At 40.2% G+C, this 19,480-nt stretch carries 14 protein-coding genes and 1 tRNA gene; 11 read left to right on the top strand and 4 right to left on the bottom strand.

From position 1 onward, the window contains the following. Positions 1-234 precede the first annotated feature (234 nt). The 3 genes from B3C94_RS03835 to radA all read left to right on the top strand — a co-directional run bounded on the left by B3C94_RS03835 (position 235) and on the right by radA (position 4,565). Complete coding sequence (locus B3C94_RS03835; RefSeq protein WP_293899292.1) at positions 235-1,959, top strand: serine hydrolase domain-containing protein; 1,725 nt, start codon at positions 235-237, stop codon at positions 1,957-1,959. Next, complete coding sequence (locus tag B3C94_RS03830) at positions 1,956-3,116, top strand: dipeptidase (RefSeq protein WP_293899289.1); 1,161 nt, start codon at positions 1,956-1,958, stop codon at positions 3,114-3,116. Before B3C94_RS03835 ends, B3C94_RS03830 begins: the two co-directional genes overlap by 4 nt. A gap of 63 nt (positions 3,117-3,179) precedes the next feature. After that, positions 3,180-4,565 carry a DNA repair protein RadA gene (radA, locus tag B3C94_RS03825; RefSeq protein WP_293899286.1) on the top strand — a complete coding sequence of 462 codons (1,386 nt, stop codon included), beginning with the start codon at positions 3,180-3,182 and terminating at the stop codon, positions 4,563-4,565. 163 nt (positions 4,566-4,728) lie between these two features. Here the strand turns inward: radA and B3C94_RS03820 are convergent, their stop codons facing one another. Continuing rightward, positions 4,729-5,412, bottom strand: a complete 684-nt coding sequence (locus B3C94_RS03820; protein ID WP_293899283.1) for a peroxiredoxin family protein — start codon at positions 5,410-5,412, stop codon at positions 4,729-4,731. 72 nt (positions 5,413-5,484) lie between these two features. Here B3C94_RS03820 and B3C94_RS03815 point away from each other — a divergent pair, with 72 nt between their 5' ends. From B3C94_RS03815 to B3C94_RS03800, 4 genes are all read left to right on the top strand, one after another. Further along, positions 5,485-6,633 (top strand): methionine aminotransferase, encoded by a 1,149-nt coding sequence (locus B3C94_RS03815; RefSeq protein WP_293899280.1) that lies wholly within the window; start codon positions 5,485-5,487, stop codon positions 6,631-6,633. A 141-nt stretch (positions 6,634-6,774) separates the two neighbouring features. Next, positions 6,775-8,703: a glucosamine-6-phosphate deaminase gene (nagB, locus tag B3C94_RS03810; protein ID WP_414712634.1), complete on the top strand. Its 1,929-nt coding sequence runs from the start codon at positions 6,775-6,777 to the stop codon at positions 8,701-8,703. Between the two features lie 144 nt (positions 8,704-8,847). Beyond that, on the top strand, positions 8,848-9,684 hold the full coding sequence (locus tag B3C94_RS03805) for a TonB-dependent receptor plug domain-containing protein (protein WP_293899278.1): 837 nt from the start codon (positions 8,848-8,850) through the stop codon (positions 9,682-9,684). Between the two features lie 8 nt (positions 9,685-9,692). Beyond that, positions 9,693-11,336, top strand: a complete 1,644-nt coding sequence (locus tag B3C94_RS03800) for a TonB-dependent siderophore receptor (protein WP_293899276.1) — start codon at positions 9,693-9,695, stop codon at positions 11,334-11,336. 186 nt (positions 11,337-11,522) lie between these two features. Here the strand turns inward: B3C94_RS03800 and B3C94_RS03795 are convergent, their stop codons facing one another. After that, the gene (locus B3C94_RS03795) at positions 11,523-14,039 is read right to left on the bottom strand and encodes a family 20 glycosylhydrolase (RefSeq protein ID WP_293899273.1); all 2,517 of its coding nucleotides are present in this window, start codon (positions 14,037-14,039) and stop codon (positions 11,523-11,525) included. 140 nt (positions 14,040-14,179) lie between these two features. On the opposite strand from B3C94_RS03795, the gene B3C94_RS03790 reads away from it, so the two are divergent. The 4 genes from B3C94_RS03790 (at position 14,180) to B3C94_RS03780 (ending at position 16,336) form a co-directional block, all read left to right on the top strand. Next, positions 14,180-14,251 (top strand) — tRNA-Glu (locus B3C94_RS03790). Between the two features lie 54 nt (positions 14,252-14,305). Next, positions 14,306-14,632 carry a GrpB family protein gene (locus B3C94_RS23505; protein WP_414712633.1) on the top strand — a complete coding sequence of 109 codons (327 nt, stop codon included), beginning with the start codon at positions 14,306-14,308 and terminating at the stop codon, positions 14,630-14,632. Further along, positions 14,550-15,536 (top strand): phosphotransferase, encoded by a 987-nt coding sequence (locus tag B3C94_RS03785; RefSeq protein ID WP_293899270.1) that lies wholly within the window; start codon positions 14,550-14,552, stop codon positions 15,534-15,536. Before B3C94_RS23505 ends, B3C94_RS03785 begins: the two co-directional genes overlap by 83 nt. A 164-nt stretch (positions 15,537-15,700) precedes the next feature. After that, complete coding sequence (locus tag B3C94_RS03780; RefSeq protein ID WP_293899267.1) at positions 15,701-16,336, top strand: carbonic anhydrase family protein; 636 nt, start codon at positions 15,701-15,703, stop codon at positions 16,334-16,336. Between the two features lie 294 nt (positions 16,337-16,630). Here the strand turns inward: B3C94_RS03780 and B3C94_RS03775 are convergent, their stop codons facing one another. Further along, on the bottom strand, positions 16,631-17,932 hold the full coding sequence (locus B3C94_RS03775) for a nucleotide sugar dehydrogenase (protein ID WP_293899264.1): 1,302 nt from the start codon (positions 17,930-17,932) through the stop codon (positions 16,631-16,633). A 34-nt stretch (positions 17,933-17,966) separates the two neighbouring features. Further along, positions 17,967-19,412, bottom strand: a complete 1,446-nt coding sequence (locus tag B3C94_RS03770) for a glycosyltransferase (protein WP_293899261.1) — start codon at positions 19,410-19,412, stop codon at positions 17,967-17,969. Positions 19,413-19,480: the final 68 nt, after the last annotated feature.

The following is a 19,480-nucleotide window of genomic DNA, read 5'->3' as shown; positions in this document are numbered from 1 at the left end:
ACCTTCATGATGCAATCGGAGCCAATTAAATCAAGCCCGATGGAAATTTGCTCAAAATGTTAATGGGTTATCGTTACTGCTGAATGAATGACATGCTGAATGAATGTACATGCTGAATGTACGTCCACAAAAGCTGCAAGAGTAACAAAATTGATTTTTTTGCTAGGAGTTTTAATGCTTCCTGATTTTATTCGTATTTTTATTTGATAGAACCTAAAAAACGATAAAAACGGAATGAAAAAACGATTTTTCGGGGTGTTATTTGCAGGTTTGTTCTGTATTTCCCCCTTGTTTGCTCAGTATAAATCTACGATTAAAAACGAAACGATTCTTTTCAATAACCTGGATCAGCTATTGCCTCTGAAAAATTTGGATCAGCTTCATATTGCAGTAGTTGTTCCCAATACTGCGAAATATAGCGTATTTACGGAGCAATTGGCTCGCTATTCAAACATCAAAATTTTTGATTTTAGCAAATTTGATGAAGATATCAAGTATTACAATACGATTATTGTGGCCGGAAACGAAGATGACTTGGAGGCCGATTGTCTAGCACAGTTAAAACAGGCTGTATTAAACAATAAAAAAGTGATCCTTTGCCATTTTTTTGAAAATGAAAAATGCAAAAAGAGTTTATCTGAACACCTGCAGTCTGACTTGGTTGAATTGCTTGCACCAGATTCAGAAATAGGGCAGCGCCATCTGGCGATGTCAATTTTTGGCGGAGCCCCGATCACTGCCGGTCATGTCAAAACAGCACAGACAAGGTTACAGTATGGTGCTGTATCAAGTTCTAATCTAAACCTGGCGAAGCTGACCAAGAAAATTGATGCCATCGCACACGAAGCCATTGATAAGCAAGCTACACCGGGAGCTGTGGTCATGATCGTAAAAGATGGACAAGTAATCTTGGAGAAATCTTACGGATTTCACACCTACTCCAAAGAGATCTCCACAAAAACCAACGATATCTTTGATCTGGCGTCTGTTAGTAAGATTGCAGGTACTACGCCAGTGATTATGCGTCTTACCGAAAGGAATGTCATTAATCTGGACAGCACCATGGGGCACTACCTATGGCAGGCAAAATATAGCAATAAAAAAGATATTAAGCTTCGTTCCGTCATGCTGCATGAAGCAGGATTTACGCCCTTTATTCCTTTTTATAAATATTTGAAAGCAGGAGATGTTGTGTCAGTACGCGATGATAACCATCAAGTGGAAATGGCAGACAATAGCTATATCCTCAATCATTATTACCGTGATGTCATGTGGCCTGAGATGCTAAAATCACCGGTCAAACCCACAGGAAACTACGTGTATAGCGATATCAGCATGTATGTGATGAAGGAAGTTGCTGAACATCAGACTGCTGAGCCTCTACAAGATTATGTGCAAGAAAATTTTTATAAACCTTTGGGGATGACGCGTGCTGGTTATCTTCCCAGAGAACGTTTTGCAAAAGATGAGATTGTTCCTACCGAGCAAGATACCTCCTTTCGAAAAACATTGTTAGAAGGCTATGTACACGATCAGGGGGCGGCAATGGCTGGTGGAATTGCTGGGCATGCCGGATTATTTGCTACCGCAAACGATTTGGCAATCTATGGTCAGCTTTTATTGAATAGAGGCGAGTATGGGGGTGAGCGATATTTTAAAACTGAGACAATAGATCTATTTACCTCCAAGCAATCTGCCACAAGCCGTAGAGGTTTGGGATTTGATCGCTGGGATCCAAATCCAAAAAATGAATACCCATCTAAGCTGGCGAATAGCTCCGTATTTGGGCATACTGGATATACCGGGACATGTATCTGGATTGATCCGCAAAATCAATTAATCTATATCTTTTTGTCTAATCGCGTGCATCCTCAGGTGAGTACCAGGCTTTTGGATCTGAATATCAGAAGCAGGATTCAGGATGCTATTTATGAATCGATAAACGAAAGTCAAAAATGATCAGGAACCTCTTATTAATCGGACTAGGAATGACGATGCTCAATGGTGCCGTACATAGCCAAGGCTATAAACAGATACATCGGGATTTGGTTGTCGTCGATGGACACAATGATGTGATTTATGAATCAATTTTTCAGGGGAAAAATATCGGTCAGCGATTAAAGACAGGGGCGACTGATTTGCCGCGGCTTCAGGAGGGCGGTGTAGATGTCCAGGTCTTTGCTGTATGGTCAGATGATGCTAAATGGAAATCTGGTGCATTCAAGCACGCCAATGACCAAATAGATGCCTTGGAGAAAATGATTGCTGCGAATACCGATAAAATAAGTTTGGCAAAGTCCTTAGGAGATATCGATTCGATATTGAAAACAGGAAAAATAGTCGCTTTGATCGGTGTGGAAGGGGGAAATATGATTGAAGGGAGTGTTGATAATCTCGTGCGGCTCTACGAGCGTGGTGCCAGATACCTCACTTTGACCTGGAACTACAATTTGTCCTGGGCGAGTTGTGCAGCAATGGAATCGGCTGATATGAACGCTAAGGATAAAGGGTTAACAGACCAAGGGCGGACAATTATCCGGAAGATGAACGAACTGGGAATGATGGTTGACTTGTCCCATGGTGGCGAACAGACTTTTTATGACGTGCTGGCGATAACGACTAAGCCTATCTTGGTTTCCCATAGCAATGCCTATAAATTATGTCCACATTTCCGCAATCTGAAAGATGCACAATTGGAGGCGCTGAAAAAAAATGGCGGTGTGGTCGGAGTGAATTTTTATTCGGGTTTTTTGGATCCAGCCTATGAAACAAGGCTTAAGGGTTTGTATGTAAGTAAGTTTGGTGATCACGGGAGTGCAAAATTGAGTACTTGGTCTATGTATGAAAAGTTGCCCAAAGACCTTCAGCAGCAAGCTGATGCTCCACTATCGAAATTATTGGATCATATTGACTATCTGGTCAAAAAAGTGGGCATTGATCATGTTGCTGTAGGCTCGGACTTCGATGGTATAGAATCCTCACCTCAGGGCCTGGAAGATGTTTCTAAATTTCCGCTATTGACCAAAGCGCTGTTGGAGAGAGGATATACAAAGACAGATGTTGCGAAGATTATGGGGCAAAATTTCTTACGGATTTTAAAAGAGAATGAACGATAAACTCTTCGGTTTTTTGGCCATGCCATGACGCTTTTACCAGCTATAAATTTGTAAATTCGTAGCATGGCAAAATCAAAATCAGCATACTTCTGTCAAAACTGTGGCTATGAATCTCCCAAATGGATGGGACAATGTCCTTCTTGCAAGCAATGGAATAGTTTTGTTGAAGAAGTCGTCGAAAAAACGAGTTCAAAAGTTCCCGAATGGCGTAGTTCTACAACAGGTGGCAGTACAAAAAGGGCGAATAAAGCGGCGATTATTCACGAAATTGTTTACCAAGATGAGTCTCGTATATCCACGCCTGATCAAGAGTTCAATCGGGTTCTTGGTGGCGGTATTGTTCCGGGATCATTGGTACTTATCGGTGGAGAGCCCGGGATTGGCAAGTCGACTTTGATGTTGCAGCTTGCTTTGTCTATTCCACAGGTCAAGACACTTTATATTTCCGGAGAGGAAAGTGAACAGCAGATCAAGATGCGGGCCGAACGCCTATCGCAATCATCCAAAGCCAATTGCTATATCCTGACGGAAACATCTACTCAAAATATTTTCAAACAGATCGAGACGGTACAGCCCAATGTCATTGTCATCGATTCCATACAGACTTTGCATTCTTCACAGATTGAATCTGCTCCGGGATCGGTTTCTCAGGTACGGGAATGTACCGCTGAATTGCTTAGGTTTGCCAAGGAGACGAGTACACCAGTTTTTATTGTAGGACATATTACCAAAGACGGATCGATTGCTGGCCCCAAGGTTTTGGAGCATATGGTGGATACGGTGCTCCAATTTGAAGGCGATCGCCACCATGTCTACCGGATTCTACGGGCTGTAAAAAATCGCTTTGGATCGGCTTCAGAACTCGGGATTTATGAAATGCAGGGGTCGGGACTGAGAGAAGTTTCAAACCCTTCTGAGATTATGATTTCGCAACGTGACGAACCTGTTAGTGGAGTTTCCATTGCGGCAATGCTGGAAGGGATGCGACCGATGATGATTGAAGTACAGGCCCTTGTCAGTAACTCTGCATTTGGTACTGCACAGCGTTCTTCAACGGGTTACGATACGAAACGGTTAAATATGCTTCTGGCCGTTTTGGAGAAACGCTTTGGTTTCAGGCTGAGTGCCCAGGATGTATTTTTGAATATCGCCGGCGGATTGCGCGTAGAAGATCCTGCGATCGATCTGGCTGTTGTTGTGGCGATTATTTCTTCACAGCAAGATATACCAATTCGCTCCAATCTGACTTTCGCAGGCGAGGTTGGATTATCGGGCGAGATAAGAGCGGTAAATCGGATCGAACAACGGATACAGGAGGCCGAAAAGCTGGGATTTGACGGTATTTTTATTTCTAAATTTAATACCAAAGGCCTGGATGCCAAAAAATATAATATTGCTATTCGCCCTGTCGCCAAGTTAGAGGATATATTCAGTGCCCTATTTGGTTAGGAAATACGGCTATGCTATGGAAATGCAGGCTATAGTTGAATAGCCATATTTGTTTGGATAATCATTCTGTGTGTTCCCGTTGAGGAACACATTCCTCGTTAAACTAAAAAGACCATGCTCTTGTAAATGCATGGTCTTTTTAATGATCTTGATTGTCTATATGTTACTTTTTCAATACTTCTTTCAATTTTGTGCGCAAGGCATCACCATGTAAGTTCTTCGCGACAATTTTCCCGGAGGGATCAATCAGGACATTCTGCGGAATAGATTTTACGCCATATAATGTTCCGACATCATTCTGCCAGCGTTTTAGATCCGAAACATGTCTCCAGTGTAATTTATCTGCATGAATGGCCTTAATCCATGAGTTGCGGTCCTTATCAAAGGAAATACCCAATATTTCAAAGTTTTCACCTTTGAACTGTTGGTATGTTTTTACAAGATCTGGACTTTCAACCCGACAATCCGGACACCAAGATGCCCAAAAATCAAGCAGCACATATTTTCCTTTAAAATCTGAAAGTTTTACCGGATTTCCGCTGGTATCATTTTGCGTAAATGCAGGGGCGATTTTTCCGATCTGAACTGTTTCTAAGGTATTTAAATAATCTTGAAACTCTTTTCCCTCATTGGAGCTCTTTACATTTTTACTCAATGTATTATAGAGCGCCTGGAGCTCGGGATACACTGGATCGTAACCTCCAACGCGGCGTAAGTCAACCAATGTGGAGATCGAATCTGGAGCAGCCTTGACTCGGGCGATGTACTCCTCTTTAGTAAGTTCCTTTTTCTGTGCAGATCCGAAGAATGGCAGAACCAAAAAAAGTAGTGTGATGTATTTTATCATGTTACTATTCTTATATATATTTACAAATATAAGAAAATCCACTAATTTAGTAGATTAATAAAATGTCAAAAAATGAACTTCAACCTAACTTCTAAACTTCCACATGTCGGCACGACGATCTTTACCAAAATGACCACGCTGGCCAATGCGCAACAGGCATTAAATCTTTCCCAGGGTTTTCCCGATTTTGAGACCGATCCGAAGTTGATCCAATTGGTTGCTCAGGCTATGGAAAAGGGATATAACCAATATGCACCAATGATCGGCGCACAGCCCCTAAGGGATGCGATAGTCAGGAAATACAAAGAGATTTATAACGTTGAGGTTGACGCAACGGAGGAACTGACCATCACCGCAGGAGGTACGCAGGCCATTTTTACAGCTATTGCGACCGTTGTTAGACCGCAGGATGAGGTTATTATATTTGAACCTGCATATGATTGTTATGCGCCGACTATTGAGCTGTTTGGAGGCAAAGTTGTACCTGTAAGATTATTGGCACCCGATTTTCGGATTGATTGGGATTATGTGGCCACATTAATGAATGCTAAAACCCGGTTGATCATCATCAATAATCCGAATAATCCAACGGGAAAAGTATTGGATAGAGAAGAGCTGATTAAGTTAGGGGCCTTATTGGAAGGGACCAGCACACTCTTGCTGAGTGATGAAGTGTACGAACATATTGTTTTTGATGGGGTCCTGCCCCAATCCGTTATAGGAATTCCTACTTTGCGCGAGCGGAGCTTTGTCATTGCCTCCTTCGGAAAACTATTGCATACAACCGGCTGGAAAATAGGTTACTGTATTGCGCCAGCCCTGCTGACACAAGAATTCAGAAAAGTACATCAATTTAACGTCTTTAGTGTCAACAGCCCTATGCAGTTTGCTATAGCTGAATACTTGAGTGATTTAAGTTATGTAAAGGGACTTTCCGCCTTTTTTGAGCAGAAGAGAAATTTACTGAAAGACGGATTAAAGGAATCGCGGTTTAAGATTCTTCCCTGCGAAGGGACTTATTTTCTTAATATAGATTATAGTGCTATTAGCGAGGAAAAGGAATTTGAGTTTGCCTGTCTGCTGACAGAGCAGCACAAAATTGCGACAATTCCACTATCTGCGTTCTATAAAGAGGTTACAAATCAGCAGGTTTTACGCGTTTGTTTCGCTAAAAAGGACGAAACGTTATGGAAAGCAGTTGAGATTCTGAAAAAGATTTAGGGCTATTTCTCGGCTAAAATTATAGCTAAAAGGTTTTATTTAAAATATTGCTAAGAATGAGTTACTTTATTAAAATTTTACTTCAACTTGAGGTACTAATTTTATAAATTTGTAATTCACGTTTATCAACATACCCATAAAATGGCTAGATTAAATTTATTGGAAGAAACACGCTTCGAAAAAGTCCCTGTGAGCGTCTATCCAGATCAAAATTCAGCTTCGAAAAACGTTGCAAATCGTATTGCTGAAATTATTCGTGCAAAGCAAGAGAAAGGTGAGAAAGCTGTTCTGGGCCTTGCTACTGGTGCCACACCAGTAAAAGTCTATCAAGAATTGATTCGCTTGCACAAAGAAGAAGGTTTAAGCTTTAAGAACGTGATTACCTTCAATCTTGACGAATACTATCCTATGCAACCTGATGCCGATCAGAGCTATGTGACATTTATGAACAAAAACTTGTTCGATCATGTCGATATCGATGCGGCAAATGTAAATATTCCAGATGGTACCTTAGCTCCTGATCAAGTAAATGCTTTCTGCGAGGCTTACGAGCAGAAAATTACAGCTGCGGGAGGTTTAGATATTCAATTATTAGGTATTGGTCGTACAGGCCATATCGGTTTCAATGAGCCAGGTTCTGCGCCTAACTCCGGTACCCGTGTAGTAACGTTAGACGATTTGACCCGTCGCGATGCTTCCCGTGCTTTTGGTGGAAAAGAAAATGTACCAACAAAAGCGATTACGATGGGAGTAGGTACAATCTTCAAAGCGAGAGAGATTATTTTAATGGCTTGGACCGAGACAAAGGCTGAGATCATAAAAAAAGCAGTTGAGGGTGAAATCTCCTCAGAGATTCCTGCCACTTATCTTCAGTTATCGGATAACGTTGAATTTATTCTTGATGAAGCTGCGGCTTCCTTGTTGACACGATTTGATCTTCCTTGGTTGGCAGAAGATGTTACCTGGACACCTGAACTAATTAAGAAGGCCGTTGTTTGGTTAGCTTTGGAGATTAAAAAACCAATCTTGAAACTGACAGACGAAGATTATAATGCGCACGGTATGGCCAAGTTGGTGACAGAGACCGGTCCTGCATATAATATCAACATCCGTATATTCAATGAACTTCAACATACAATTACTGGATGGCCGGGAGGTAAACCCAATGTAGACGATTCACAGCGTCCTGAGCGTGCCAATCCAGCGAAGAAAAATGTGATTGTATTTTCGCCGCACCCTGATGATGATGTGATCTCGATGGGCGGTACGTTTATTCGCCTTGCCGACCAAGGGCACAATGTCCATGTTGCTTACCAAACTTGTGGTAATACCGCGGTTTGGGATGATGATGTCGTCCGTTATCTCGAGTTTGCTGAAGATTTAGCGAAACAAATAGGAGCAGAGGCTGAAGCTGTTCAGATCAGCCAGATTTATGATGAGGAAAGGGCAATTTTCGCAACAAAAAAGCCAAATCAGATCGATACTGAACTTGTTCGTAAAATCAAAGCATTGATCCGTAAAGGTGAGGCAATCGCGGGAGCGCGTTTGGTGGGGTTGCCAGATGAAAATATCCATTTCCAGGATCTACCATTCTACGATAGACAAAAGTTTTCAAAAAATGTATCTTTTGAAGATGATATTCAACAAACGATGGAATTGCTGCGTCATGTAAAACCACATCAGGTATTTGCTGCAGGTGACTTTGCTGACCCGCACGGTACACACAAAGTATGTTTCGATATCCTGTTTGAGGCATTGAGCAGATTGAGCAAGACAGATGAATGGACCAAAGATTGTTGGTTATGGTTATATAGAGGCGCTTGGCATGAATATCCAATTCATGAGATCCAAATGGCTGTTCCTCTATCTCCACAAGAAGTTTACCGCAAACGTTTAGCCATCTTTAAACATCAATCTCAAAAGGATTTACCTGTATTCCCTGGTGATGATCCACGTGAATTCTGGGTACGTGCTGAAGATCGTACAAGCGAAACAGCAGCTTTATATGACCAATTAGGTCTAGCAAACTACGAAGCTATTGAAGCATTTGTAAGATGGAAATTTGACTAAAAATAATTGTCCAGATAAATAAAAAAGTCTTGAGCCTTAGGTGGTTCAGGGCTTTTTTATTTTTAATCATTCTAAATAACTTATTTTTTATACCTTTGTTCTGTTATTTAGAATTAATAAAAATAATTACCCCAAATTATTAACATGGACAAACACTTACTAGCTCTTGCTTCTACATTTTTAATCGGAGGTACAGTATATGGTCAGACTTCGGGAATCGTCAAAGGAAAAGTTGTTGATGGTCAAAATAATCCACTAGGTTCAGTAACCGTCTCAATAGGAGATAAAAAAGTACGGACAGACCATAGCGGTCATTTTAGGCTACATGGCGTACACCAAAATATGGTGATCAAATTCTCTTATATGGGTTATCAGACAACGGCTATTGATTATGTTTTTAGTTCAGCAAGCCGTGAAGTGGTTATTGACCCAATTATCCTGATTAGCAATGAGCAAGCTATTGATGAAGTAGAAGTGTTTGGTGAACGCAACAAAAAGCCAAAGGGCTTGGAAATGATTACACGTATGCCATTGAAGCCTTCCGATCAGATTCAGAGTATTTCTGTTATCTCCAATAAGGTGATTCAAGACCAGGGTATTCTTACGTTGACTGATGCCGTAAGAAATATTCCGGGTGTAACCTTGTTTGGTTCTTATGGTGGGGTGAAAGAATCCTTGTCAACACGTGGTTTCAGAGGGGTACCTGTATTGAAGAATGGCGTGCGGATGGATTCCCAATTTCAGACGGCGTCCGGCGTAGTTGATATGCAGGGTGTGGAGTCTATCCAAATGATTAAAGGTTCTGCTGCGGTTACACAGGGAGTTATTACCGATATCGGTAATGCAGGGGGCGTAATCAATGTGGTTACTAAAACGCCCAATTTTACGAACTCTGGTGAGATTGGTGTACGTGCCGGAAGCTGGGGGCAATTCCGCCCGACCTTTGATTTCCAAACCGTATTGGATAAAAACAGACTGTAGCTTTTCGAATGGATGGAGCGTATGAACGCAGCGATAGTTATCGCAAAAGTGTATCGTCCAACCGTGTCTATCTAAACCCATCTTTGGCTTGGAAACCGACAGATAAGACAACAATTACACTGGAGGGGGATTATTTTAACGATAATCGTACACCGGTTAATTCCGCTGTCAATTTAAATCCTTCCCAAGGGGTCAATGCTTTATATGTTGTCCCAAACAATAAGTTTTTGGGTTTCAATTCAGACAATAATAACACGGAGATGAAGAGCTTTATGGCGCAGATCAATCATGAATTGACCGATCGTTGGAGCATTAGAGCATCTATTGCTACTTCATCTTATCAGGTTGATAATCAGTCATCATCATCTTCATTGATTAAAGATGATGCAAAACAATATAATACATTCTCGCGTTCCATGAGCAAAAACCTGCGCGATGATAAGAATAAAACGTTCCAGTTTGACCTGATCGGAAAAGATCTTTATACGGGTAAAGTAAAGCATTTAGTTCAGGCAGGGGTAGATTATCGTATCGCAGATGCGACAACCACTTCTTTTGCAGGAAAATTGAGCCCACTGGAGAAAAATGTCCTTTTGAAAAAGGCAGATCAAAATAGTTCTGTTATAGACATTATTGACATCCATGGTGATTGGGTAAATGACCTGTCGGAAGTTGTCTATGTCGATTCTTTGGGCAACCAGCGAAAAGGAAAGCAAATCAGCTATACTGCCGGAACTCCTGTACGGAGTTATTACTCTTCTATCGGATTTATGGGGCAGGATGTGATTGAATTTAATAAATACATTAAGGCTGTATTAGGTTTACGTTATTCGGAAATCACAACAAAAGATTTCACGTCCAACGGTAATAAACGAGAGTCAGCCTGGAATCCAATGGCAGGTGTGATTGTTACGCCGTTTGAGAATTTCAATGTATTTGGGTCTTATACAAACTCAACCAATTTAAGAAATGCTGCGAATCCATTAACAGATGGTACAGCAGCAGGAGCTTCTAAAACGGAGCAATTTGAAGGGGGAATTAAATCCGATTGGCTGAATAATCGCTTACGTTTCAATTTAACCTATTTCCATATTTATACCTCTAACTTGACCAATGCGGAGTATACGCCGGGTACTAATGTTGCTACAGGATTATACTTTAAGGCCGGGGATCTGGTACGTGACGGTATTGAGGCTGAATTGAATGGCCGTGTATTGGAAAATTTGACAGTGATGTTGGGTTATGCTTATTTAGATGCACGGTATAAAAATTCGCCTTCCTATATGGATGGATCAGCACCGATGAATGCACCAAAGCATACGGCAAATGCATGGATACAATATGTATTTAATCAAGGAGCACTTAGGAACCTGAGTTTAAGTGCGGGAGTCTATTATGTTGGAGACCGACCTGTCAATGAATATAGCTTAACTCCGAACGGACACGGCGAATATTATGGTACAGAACCTTTCAATATGCCCGCGTATACCACATTAAATGCGCAGGTAGGCTACAAATGGCGCAAATTTGATGCGAAAGTCTTTGTAAATAATATCACCAATGAGATTGGATTGAATTCATATTTCCGCGGTGGTTTTATTAATCAGATTGATCCAAGAAATGCAGCTGTTGCATTGAGTTATAAGTTTTAAAGATACAAAGTCTATATAAACAGAAGGGCAGTCCACCGCTGGACTGCCCTATTTTTATTCTATTTTGCCTTTATCCGCTTAAGTGCTATCTCAAATAGCCGGCTCCTAAAGTGATGGATGTTATTTAGGCTACTTTTTTTTGACGTTATTACACCAATAGCGTTCATTATTTTGAATCCTGATGAATTAATAGCTGATCACGTCACCTGATCGTCCATTGGCATCATATACTTTAAATAAGTATTTCTTGCCAGTCTGGAATGGTATCGGGCCGCTAACAGTTTTAGATTTCAATGTTGGCGTACTACCGTTGTCGCTATAGTAAACTTTGAATCCGGGATAATCGGTATTGATAAGGAGTTGGTTGCCCTCTTTCTTAATTCCAATTTTTGGAAGCCGATAGGTATAGCCGCCATTTATCCTATCCAGTTTTCTCAATTCATCTTCACCCAATTTCTTGATAAAAGAGGAGTACGATTTACGATAAGTAGCTTCGTCAAAAGAATCGCCTTTTTCCCAGGTCTGTTCGGGTGCCCACGCGCGGTCAGCAATTGCAATTAAACGTGGAAATACCATTTCTTCGAGACGTTGGTCAGTAGATACCTTTTCTGCCCATAAAGCACCTTTGATACCGAGGAGGTTTTTCTTCCCTTCAGCTGTAAGCTGTTCCTTATTGGTATATGCTTCTGGTTTAAGATCTTTTCCAGTGTCATCCTTCCGTAAGTTGATGAAGAAATTTTCAGGGGAGAACGAATAAGTTCTATTCAGATTAACCGTACCTACCCAACTGTGCCCCGGATCGGCAAAATCACGGTCCCAAGACATATCCAGGTAGTTATTGGCTGCACTCGTATAAACAACTTTATACCCTGCATTGGCCAATCGATAGGCGAGGTCTTCCTGTCCTTGGCCAGGGAGATTGTTCCACACATTCAAGTGAATGCCTGATTTTCCCAGATCGGCATTTACAACCATGCCTTTTCCTTTATTGCGCATGCCCATCTCTTCCCATCCTGACATCGTCAATCCTTTTTCTTGAACAAGGGCATTAATCTTGGTAATATACAGCGGCCATACATCGAGTACATTGGCGATATTATTTTCTTTCATAAAGGCCAATACTTTGGGCGATTTTTCCCAAACACCACTTGGCGTCTCGTCGCCACCCAGATCGATAATTTTCAACGGAACTCCAGCTTGCTCATGAATTGCTTTGATTTCATCAATCACCTTGCTCAGGAAGTGATACGTTGAAGGCAGGGCCGGGTTCATGACATTGTCATTCCAGTTTTGTGCAGAGTTGTAAACGGATTTATCCGCTTCATCGTCCAGCAAGAATTCTTCTGCTTTTTGCTGATCGCCAAGTTTTGAGTAATGGGCAAAACGCGCACGCATTGCTTTGATTGCTGCACGAGCATGCCCCGGTGTTTCTACCTCTGGTATAACATCGATATGTCTTGCCTGCGCATATTTTAAAATTTCGATATAATCGGCAACACTGTAGAATTGATGCGATTTGGCCGTCGCTCCAGATCCGTAAGCAGACTGTATTGCTTTTCCATCTTCAAAATTAGCCGAACGATTGGCTCCGACAGCCGTTAGTTCAGGTAAAGATGGGATTTCCAATCGCCAGCCTTCGTCGTCAATGAAGTGGAAATGGAACTTGTTCAGCTTATAGGCAGCCATGAGATCCAATAGCCTTAAAACCTCAGCCTTGCTATGGAAATTGCGGGCAGCGTCCAGCATAAATCCACGGTAGCCATAGCGCGGGCTATCTTCAATATTGCCATAAGGTAAGTTGATCGATTTTGTTGTTTTATTCCATTGGCGATGATTGATCAGCGATTTTAGCGATTGAATGGCATAAAATGCACCCGCTTTATCGGAAGCTTCTATTCGTAGACCTTTAGCGCCGATCGTCAAGCGATAGGATTCGGGCTTTAGGTTGTTGGTTTTGACAATTTCAATGCCTCCTCCCTGGGCGGAAGAAGTCGATAGCTTAATACCTGAATAGGTGCTCAGGAAATCTGTCAGAAAAGTTGCCTCCTTCGCAAATTCATTGTCCACGAAAAGCTTTGTCCCTGTAGATACATTGAATTTTTCCTGATTGTTGATGCTGATGCTACTCGGCAAAGGAATAATGGGCTGTTCTTCTACGCCTTCGCTAAGTTTGTTTTGCGTGTATTTATAAGCGTAGTAATCGGTCTTTTCAGTTTCGGATTGAGGTGCAGTTTTAATCGCTGAATAATCTGAAATATTTGTCGCAAGTCCAGTTTGGTTATTTTTCAGATAGAGGCCGATAGGGCCGTCGGTATAGTTGACCAGTCCAGTTGTGATGAAATCGATATGGACGGTATCTTGCGCATTCAGTAAAAAGTTATTCTTCTTAAAGCTTACTTGAAAAAGGTCGCCATTTCTGTGGTCGATGGCAAAACGATTATCTACTTTCTCGGGATCAATAGACCGGATGAAATTAAACCAGAGGCTCCAGTCGTTAAGTCTGATGGCACTTTTACCTTTGTTCTTTAAGATAATCGTGGACACCGGATTTTTGCGGATATTCTGTCCGTCTTTAACCTTCCAGGTGAGTTGCAGTTGATCTGCGATTGCACTCGATTTCTGGGCATAGGCTTCCTGACTTAACAAAGCCAAGCCCAGTCCAGCATAGAGTAGCGGTTTTTTGATTTTTTTTAAATTAGTCATGTTGGTTACTTTTTCAATGACTTTAAATATAGCTATTCTAGAGGGTTTTATGATCTATTTCAAAATAAATGAATAAAAAAAATATAAAAATTTTGACACATTTATAAATATTTCTATATTTGCACACCGAAACAGAAAACGGCCCGTTCGTCTAGGGGTTAGGACGCAAGATTTTCATTCTTGAAACAGGGGTTCGATTCCCCTACGGGCTACAGATCGAAAGATTAAAAATTAAAAAAGCTTGCAATGTATATTGCAAGCTTTTTTTGTCACTTATTGCCGAAAAACAGCGGATTTTGTGTAAGATCGGAAAAGAAAAAATTTTACCAATCGAACATTTTGGTAGTACATCGATCGCCTCAATCGAATCTAAACCATTTATTGATATAATCATTGAGATTCCAAAAGAATTATTATTCAGTAAGGAACTAATTGACGAGTTTTCAGCACTGGTATATTCACATTTTAAAATTCCCACAAGAGAACGAAACCATAAATTAGCGAAAAAAAATGACAACATTTCCCGTTATAGCCTCTACTCTTTCTGCCAAACAATTAGGAGATTTTGTGAAAGATCGATATGGCCTAGATGACAAATACAATTGTACCTTATTCAGAACAGGAATTAATCACACTTATTTTCTTTCCAATACCGAAACGAAATACGTTTTGCGCGTTTATAGTCATAATTGGAGGTCAAAAGCCGAAATTATTGAAGAGCTTTCACTTTTGAAATCATTAAAGGATAATAATTTAAGTGTTTCTTTTCCAATTGAAGATAAAGACGGAGCGTTCATTCAAGAAATAAATGCCCCTGAAGGAATCAGATACGTTGTACTTTTTTCCTTTGCGCAAGGTGAAAAAATCAGATTTATGGATATTGAAACTTGCTTTCGAATAGGTTCTCTAATGGCAAATATTCACAATTGTACCGGAAACAAGAATATTAACCGAGTATCTTATAATAAGAAGTCACTTATAGAACGACCATATGAGAATTTAAAACAATTCTTTTCAGACAAGTTGCCGGAAATGGAATTCATTAGGGAGTTTGGAAGAAATTTTCAAAATTTAGATTTTGATCATACGAAAACAGGAATTATACATATGGATATATGGTATGATAATATGGCCGTTACTGACAAAAGGGAGATTACGATTTTTGACTTTGACTTTTGTGGAAATGGCTGGCAAATTTTAGATGTTGGATATTTCTGCAAACAACTGTTTTTCATAGAATCAGATATAGAGCAGTATGAATTAAAAGTTCAAAGCTTCCTACGGGGATACCAAAGCAGCAGTTCTTTATCTGAAAAAGAGCTTAGGTTAATACCAAAAGCTGGCGCTTCTATTTTTATTTTTTATCTTGGAGTACAGGCGCAAAGATTTGATTGGTCCAATATATTTTTGACAGAAAACTATCTTAAAATGTTTGTCGGAAGAATTAAAGCTTGGATGGATTATTACGCAAAGAAAGAAGTCACTGGGGCTAAATAAGGCAAGATTGAGGAATATTAAATGGGTTTGCGTTGAGGACTGGAAAACGACTCTTGCATAAGCGTTAGGTGAAACTATTAAACAAATTACACGTATTTTGTCTTGTTGGTAATTAAAATGTAACGTATTAATTTTACCTTTAATATTCCAAATAATAAAATTTTATGAAGGCACATACGTACGAAACACAATCAACAATTACACCTGAAAAAGCCTTGGATTTCTTAAAAGAGGGAAACCAGCGCTTTGTTAATAATCTGAAAGCTAACCGCGATCTGCTCGAACAGGTGAACGCTACGCGTGAAGGACAGTGGCCATTCGCCGTGGTGCTAAGCTGCATCGATAGCCGTACTTCAGCTGAACTTATATTTGATCAAGGGCTGGGTGATATCTTCAGTATCCGGATTGCCGGAAATTTTGTCAATCAGGATATTTTAGGATCGATGGAGTTTGGCTGCAATGTGGCCGGTTCTAAACTTGTTGTCGTTCTAGGGCACACTAAATGTGGGGCACTAAAAGGAGGATTGGATGCGGCGCAGATCGAGGGTATGGGAATGGATAACTTAAATCATTTGATTAATCATTTCGACCCGATCATTAATGAAGTAATTGACCAGGGGGAAGAGCGTTCATCAAAAAATAGTACGCTGCTTGAAAAACTAAATCAACAGAACATTAAACATGCGATCCGTGACATCCGTAGACAAAGCTCAACGCTCCGTAAACTGGAAGAAGAGGGTAAAATTAAGATTGTCGGTGCAAACTATGATGTTGAAACGGGGAGCGTAAGTTGGCTATAAGCCGAAAGATCGTGTACACTTTTTAAGAATAAAAAGCATGACGGTCATTTGCTTGAATGCATGCGAATAGTTCGGTGTCATCTAGCTGTTCCATGATTATCGCAATTTGTGTAACATCCCTAGTTTAATTAGGTTAAAATTATATTGTGGTGTTGAGTTAGTATTAAAAACAAAAGATATAGTAATGTTTTTTTATCAAACTATTGCACAAAATGCCAGATAGTAAAAATCCTGATCTACTTGTCACTAATTTAAGCAGATCAGGATTTGAAAAAAATTAATTAGAACGGATCTTTATAAGCGGGCGTCTACCAATTTTCGATCCAGTATACCCTTGATATCAAAAACAACTGAAGGATTATTTTTAAGATTGTTAAGATCTAAATGTAAAAACTCTCTGTGTCCAACGGCAAGTATAACGCTATCATAATTTCCAGATTCAGGAAGATTTGATAACAAATCCAGATTAAAATGCTTTTTGACCTCATTTATATTTGCCCATGGATCATAAATATCAACTTTCAATCCGAATTCTTGAAGGTCATAGATCATGTCAATGACTTTACTATTCCTGATATCAGGGCAATTTTCTTTAAATGTGATCCCTAGCACCAAAGCTTTAGCGCCCTCAAACCTGATATTTTTCTGAATCATCAATTTGACGACTTTTGAAGCAATGAAGGAGGCGATCTGATCATTTACTTCTCTTCCAGATAAAATAACATGTGGGTGATATCCTAGTTGAGTTGCCTTTTGAGCAAGATAATAAGGGTCGACAGAAATACAGTGCCCACCGACTAAACCTGGCTTGAAACGTAAAAAGTTATATTTTGTTCCAGCGGCATCTAAGACATCCTGCGTGTCAATACCTACACGATCAAATATCAGTGCAAGTTCGTTCATAAAAGAAATATTCACATCGCGTTGTGCATTTTCGATAACTTTTGCTGCTTCTGCTACCTTGATCGATGGTGCTAAGTGCGTGCCAGCCTCAATGATTTTCTTATAGAGTGCATCAACTGCTAATCCGGCCTCTGAAGTACTTCCAGACGTTACCTTCACTACTTTTTGAAGCGAATTTACTTTATCTCCCGGATTAATTCTTTCTGGAGAGTAGCCGACACAAAAATCTTGATTAAGCTTTAAACCCGAAAACTTCTCCAAAACCGGAACACATTCTTCTTCTGTACACCCCGGATAGACCGTAGATTCATAAATAACCAAATCGCCCGGATTTAGTAATCCGCCAATCATTTTAGATGCCTCCAGCAATGGAGATAGATCGGGGGAATTATAGCGATCTATTGGAGTTGGTACGGTGACTATATATACGTTTGCATCAGCAATGTCTGCGGCGGAACTACTTGCATCATATCCCTTACTTTGGTTTGATGTGGTAAATAGCTCTCTTGCACGTTCCAATTCTTTTTTATCAGCTTCCAGTGTACGGTCAACACCGCGCCTTAGTTCATCAATACGTGTTTCATTAATATCAAATCCAATCACGGGGAAATAATCGGAAAATGCTATTGCTAATGGCAACCCGACATATCCTTGACCAATGATGGCAATTTTTTTTACCTGAAAATCTCTCATATATAGCTGTAAATATACGTTCTTTGCTTTAAATTTAACCTCTTGTCAACCAACCTCTGCGTCCAGCTGTTGCTATGGCATAGGGTGTAATCCAGAATAAACTGAAGGCGTAGAATATACTGTAACTATATGCCCAGAATGCTTCTTTGGCATCCGAGTTTTTGGAGGCAAAGAAATAAGCCTGAATGCTTGAGAATATTAAGATACCTACCAATGTAGAACTTAAAAACATCAACGGGTAATGAAATACAGTCCACAGCATCAACAGCATCATTGGATATGATAACAATACTTTTTTCCATTGCATGAGCAATAATATACGTGCGCCCCATTTAGGTCCTTGACGGAAATTCGTAAAAGCAAATTGACTCATCGCTATATTTTCACGCACATTGCTTCGTTCCCAACGGATAAACATCTTGTACAAATTTTTATAACGTACTGGTGTGTCGGTATACACAAATGCATTGGATTGAAACAACACATGATAACCTTGTTTTAAGATCATATTCGTCATTGCACGATCTTCACCAATGTCAGAAGGTTGTCCCATAAATGTCTGATTGATCCAGTCTTCCAAACAGTTCATGACTGCCTCTTTACGGTAACCCGATAAAGCTCCTGGAGTACACATGACAGTACCCAACATACTTTGTGCAGAACGTACAAACTCAAAACTGAACACGAAGCTCACATTCAACATACGAGGTATAATCGCTTTTTTAGTATTCAATACACGCACATTACCTGCAACTGCTCCACATTCCTTGTTTGTCACAAATGGACTCGCCATATTGCGTATCGTATCCTTTTTAACAATTGAGTCACTATCAACCGTGATAAAGATTTCTCCCGTACCTAACTTAAATCCACGGTACAAGGCATGTCTCTTACCCATATTCTTGGGTTGCTGATAGATTTCAACACGATCGCCCAATTCCATTTTGGCACGTTGTATCCATGCAAAGGTATTATCCTTACTGCCATCGTCAATTGCAATGATCTGAAGTTTCTTCTCCGGATAATCGCTGCTGGCTAAACTATGTAAGGTGTCATAGACTAACTGTCCTTCATTATAAGCTGGGACAATAATCGTACAAGTTGGTAGTTCATCGTCAGATACAGAAGCGATGGGCTTATATTTACGATGCAGTACAATCAAAAAAATCAAAAAGCTGATAGCGACAACCGCTAAGAATATGCCCAAGACAATTAAAAATGTCCCGCCGATACTGTCCAGACGTTGGAAACGTAAAGCATCAAAATCGGGTTGAAGCATATATACGCCAAAAACTGACGCAAATAAGATGAAAAAAGTTGCTCCAAAAATAACGTATTCCTTCGTGCCAAAGTTGCTTTCTTCCTTTTTGCTCACTGTATTCTCAGATCGCTTTTCTGCTGCATTTACATCGTATACAGCAGGCTGCCATTGTTTGGTCATCTGCTTGGATACGATTGAGTTTTCTTTCATGTAATTCATAACCGTTCTATTTTAGATATACATTTTGTTCATTCAATATTTACTTCGATCGTCGAATCGAATCATTT

Source organism: Sphingobacterium sp. UBA5670 (genome assembly GCF_002420705.1).
Classification (GTDB): Bacteria; Bacteroidota; Bacteroidia; order Sphingobacteriales; family Sphingobacteriaceae; genus Sphingobacterium.
This window is presented reverse-complemented; position numbering and strand designations above follow the sequence as displayed.

Bases quoted from the DNA above. Each gene is read 5' to 3' on its own strand.
- B3C94_RS03830 (WP_293899289.1), top strand. From the start codon at position 1,956: ATGATCAGGAACCTCTTATTAATCGGACTAGGAATGACGATGCTCAAT.
- nagB (WP_414712634.1), top strand. From the start codon at position 6,775: ATGGCTAGATTAAATTTATTGGAAGAAACACGCTTCGAAAAAGTCCCT.
- radA (WP_293899286.1), top strand. From the start codon at position 3,180: ATGGCAAAATCAAAATCAGCATACTTCTGTCAAAACTGTGGCTATGAA.
- B3C94_RS03805 (WP_293899278.1), top strand. From the start codon at position 8,848: ATGGACAAACACTTACTAGCTCTTGCTTCTACATTTTTAATCGGAGGT.
- B3C94_RS03815 (WP_293899280.1), top strand. From the start codon at position 5,485: ATGAACTTCAACCTAACTTCTAAACTTCCACATGTCGGCACGACGATC.
- B3C94_RS03820 (WP_293899283.1), bottom strand. From the start codon at position 5,412: ATGATAAAATACATCACACTACTTTTTTTGGTTCTGCCATTCTTCGGA.
- B3C94_RS03835 (WP_293899292.1), top strand. From the start codon at position 235: ATGAAAAAACGATTTTTCGGGGTGTTATTTGCAGGTTTGTTCTGTATT.
- B3C94_RS03795 (WP_293899273.1), bottom strand. From the start codon at position 14,039: ATGACTAATTTAAAAAAAATCAAAAAACCGCTACTCTATGCTGGACTG.
- B3C94_RS03800 (WP_293899276.1), top strand. From the start codon at position 9,693: ATGGATGGAGCGTATGAACGCAGCGATAGTTATCGCAAAAGTGTATCG.
- B3C94_RS03770 (WP_293899261.1), bottom strand. From the start codon at position 19,412: ATGAATTACATGAAAGAAAACTCAATCGTATCCAAGCAGATGACCAAA.
- B3C94_RS03775 (WP_293899264.1), bottom strand. From the start codon at position 17,932: ATGAGAGATTTTCAGGTAAAAAAAATTGCCATCATTGGTCAAGGATAT.
- B3C94_RS03785 (WP_293899270.1), top strand. From the start codon at position 14,550: ATGACAACATTTCCCGTTATAGCCTCTACTCTTTCTGCCAAACAATTA.
- B3C94_RS03780 (WP_293899267.1), top strand. From the start codon at position 15,701: ATGAAGGCACATACGTACGAAACACAATCAACAATTACACCTGAAAAA.